2 protein-coding genes are annotated in these 2,505 nt (G+C 39.5%); both read left to right on the top strand.

Features of this window, described 5'->3' with window-relative positions; genetic code table 11:
- The first annotated feature begins 181 nt into the window (after positions 1-181).
- The gene (gene istA / locus BKK50_RS01665; RefSeq protein ID WP_077414707.1) at positions 182-1,696 is read left to right on the top strand and encodes an IS21 family transposase; all 1,515 of its coding nucleotides are present in this window, start codon (positions 182-184) and stop codon (positions 1,694-1,696) included.
- A gap of 19 nt (positions 1,697-1,715) precedes the next feature.
- Positions 1,716-2,441 carry an IS21-like element helper ATPase IstB gene (istB, locus tag BKK50_RS01660; RefSeq protein WP_077414705.1) on the top strand — a complete coding sequence of 242 codons (726 nt, stop codon included), beginning with the start codon at positions 1,716-1,718 and terminating at the stop codon, positions 2,439-2,441.
- Positions 2,442-2,505 lie beyond the last annotated feature (64 nt).

Raw genomic sequence — 2,505 nt, 5'->3', positions numbered from 1 at the left:
GCTCTTTGAGATAAAAGGAGATCAAGTGCTGTTTAAAAAGTGGGTTATATTTAGTCATAAAAAATCGACACTGTTAATGATCATGCAAAAATGCACCAGGTTGATGCAGTAAGATCATCGAAAAGTGATCCACTGCATCTTTTGATAAACTCCTTGTTATTTAAACAGGGAATAACCTGGTATGCTTTGCATGGAAACAATCTTAAAAATACGTCGCCTTTATCATAAAGAAGGGCTTTCTCAGCGTAAAATCGCTGAAAAACTTCGACTTAGTCGTCGTACCGTCAAAAAATATCTCAATATGATTGAGATTCCCAACTATCAACGTCAACACACAGATTCACCTAAATTAGGACCCTATAAAGTACGCTTAATTGAACGACTCAAAGAGGAGATGGATAAGCCACCTTCTCAACGTTTAACCGCAGTACGTCATTTTGAGTATTTACAAAGCCTTGGTTTTGAAGGGCAATACCCTTGTGTTTCTCGTTTTATTAAGCGTTATAAAGCGTCTTTTTTACCACCCACTACGGATGTTTTTATTCCACAAAAATTTCCACTCGGTGAGTCTTATCAATTTGATTGGAGTATTGAGAAAGTGGTGTTAGATGGGGTTGAAACAACGGTAAATATCGCTCATTTTCGCCTTTGTCATTCTCGTGCTTATTATGTCCGAGCTTATTTTAGACAAACCTTAGAAATGCTCATTGATGCACATAATCACGCTTTTAATTATTTTGGTGGTGTCCCTTCTCGGGGAATTTATGACAACCCTAAAACCATAGTCAAACAGATAAAATCAGGTAAAGAGCGCTCATTTAATGAGGGATTTTTGGCCATGATGAACCATTTTCTCATTGAGCCTGTGGCTTGTACACCAGCCTCAGGTTGGGAGAAAGGTCAAGTCGAGCGACAAGTTCAAACACTCCGTAAACAGCTTTTCCGCCCTTTATTAGCTTTCTCTTCCCTTGAGGCGTTAAATGATTATTTAAGAGATTGGTGTGCAAGGCAGATTCAAACTCAAGTCTGGGTTGAAGATAAACAACAGACGGTAGCTCAACGGTTGGAAAAAGAACGTGAAACACTCTCTCCTTTTAAACCCTATTTAGGTTATCGCACTACTCGCTTACTCGTTAATACCTCTGCATTGATTCTCTTTGATGCCCACAAATACAGTGTACCCTGCCATTTATGTGGAAAAGAAGTGATAGCTCAAATAGGTGCACAAGAGATAGTACTGGTTTATCAGAACCAAATAGTGGCTCGTCACCCGAGACAATTTATCAAAGGAGGAACCAGTTATAACCCTCTTCATTATTTGTCTGCCTTAAAGAAAAAACCAGGCGCATTACGACATGGAGAGCCCTTTCAAGGCTGGGCTCTTCCTCCCGCTATTAAAACCCTTCAACATCACTTACTTAAACAACCTCGTGGCGACAAGGCAATGGTTAAGCTTCTAAGTTTAATTGCGGATTTTGGTGAAGAAGTGGGGGTGACTGCCGCAGAGCTCGCATTAGAACAGGGATTACCTACCGTTGAAGCGGTACTTAATATTATCTTAAGGTTGACCGAACCGACTGTCCCTAAAATAGAGAGTCGACATGTTGCGCTGCGTTGTCCGCCTAAAGCAAATCTCAGCCAATTTGACCAACTCCTTCAATATCGAAGAACTCCCACCTTTCCTTTACTAAAATAAGACAGACAAGGAGATGATAATGGAAAGACAAGATTATATTGCATTACTGCAACAGCTCAAATTGACAACAATGGCAAATGAATTTGACGATATCGTGATTGAGGGTGTTCGACGCAAACGCCCAACACTCGATATTCTCGCACGTTTACTGAATGTTGAAATAACACAACGGGGTATTAACCAAACATTAGGGCGGATTAAACGTGCTAAGTTTCCCCAACAAAGAACCCTTGCCGAATTTGACTTTCAGCAGAGTCCTTTAGATGAAGCCCACTTCCAACTTTTGCTGGATGGTGAATATATTAAAGCTAAGCGTAATATTATTTTAGTGGGTGGTCCAGGTACAGGAAAAACACACTTAGCGACGGCACTTGGTATCCAAGCAGCGGAACAAGGCTATAAAGTACGATTTTGGAACGTATTGGATTTAGTGAATCAACTTGAACTGGATAATCAAATGAAACAATTTAAGCTTGTCCCTCAGATGACTCGTCAAGATATCATCATTTTGGATGAGTTAGGCTACTTACCCTTTAGTCAAAAAGGTGGGGCATTACTGTTTCATTTAATGAGTCAACTTCATGAAAATACCAGTGTTATTATTACGACAAACCTTGAGTTTTCAGAGTGGGGGACGCTGTTTACTGAGGCAAAAATGACAAATGCACTTTTAGATAGGTTAATTCACCATTGCCATATTTTAGAAACGGGTAATGAATCTTACCGATTTAAACATCGTAATTAAGAAATAACAAAAGTGGATCACTTTTAAAGGATCTTTGTGGTTCAATTTTGGAAGATCATTGACA

Origin of the sequence: Rodentibacter rarus (genome assembly GCF_001998965.1) — a bacterium.
GTDB classification, from domain to species: Bacteria; Pseudomonadota; Gammaproteobacteria; order Enterobacterales; family Pasteurellaceae; genus Rodentibacter; species Rodentibacter rarus.
Note: the sequence above shows the minus strand (reverse complement) of the source record. Positions and strands in the feature narration are given on the sequence as shown.

What these genes read in the sequence shown, in the direction of transcription:
- istA (WP_077414707.1), top strand. Translation starts at nt 182, where the DNA reads ATGCTTTGCATGGAAACAATCTTAAAAATACGTCGCCTTTATCATAAA.
- istB (WP_077414705.1), top strand. Translation starts at nt 1,716, where the DNA reads ATGGAAAGACAAGATTATATTGCATTACTGCAACAGCTCAAATTGACA.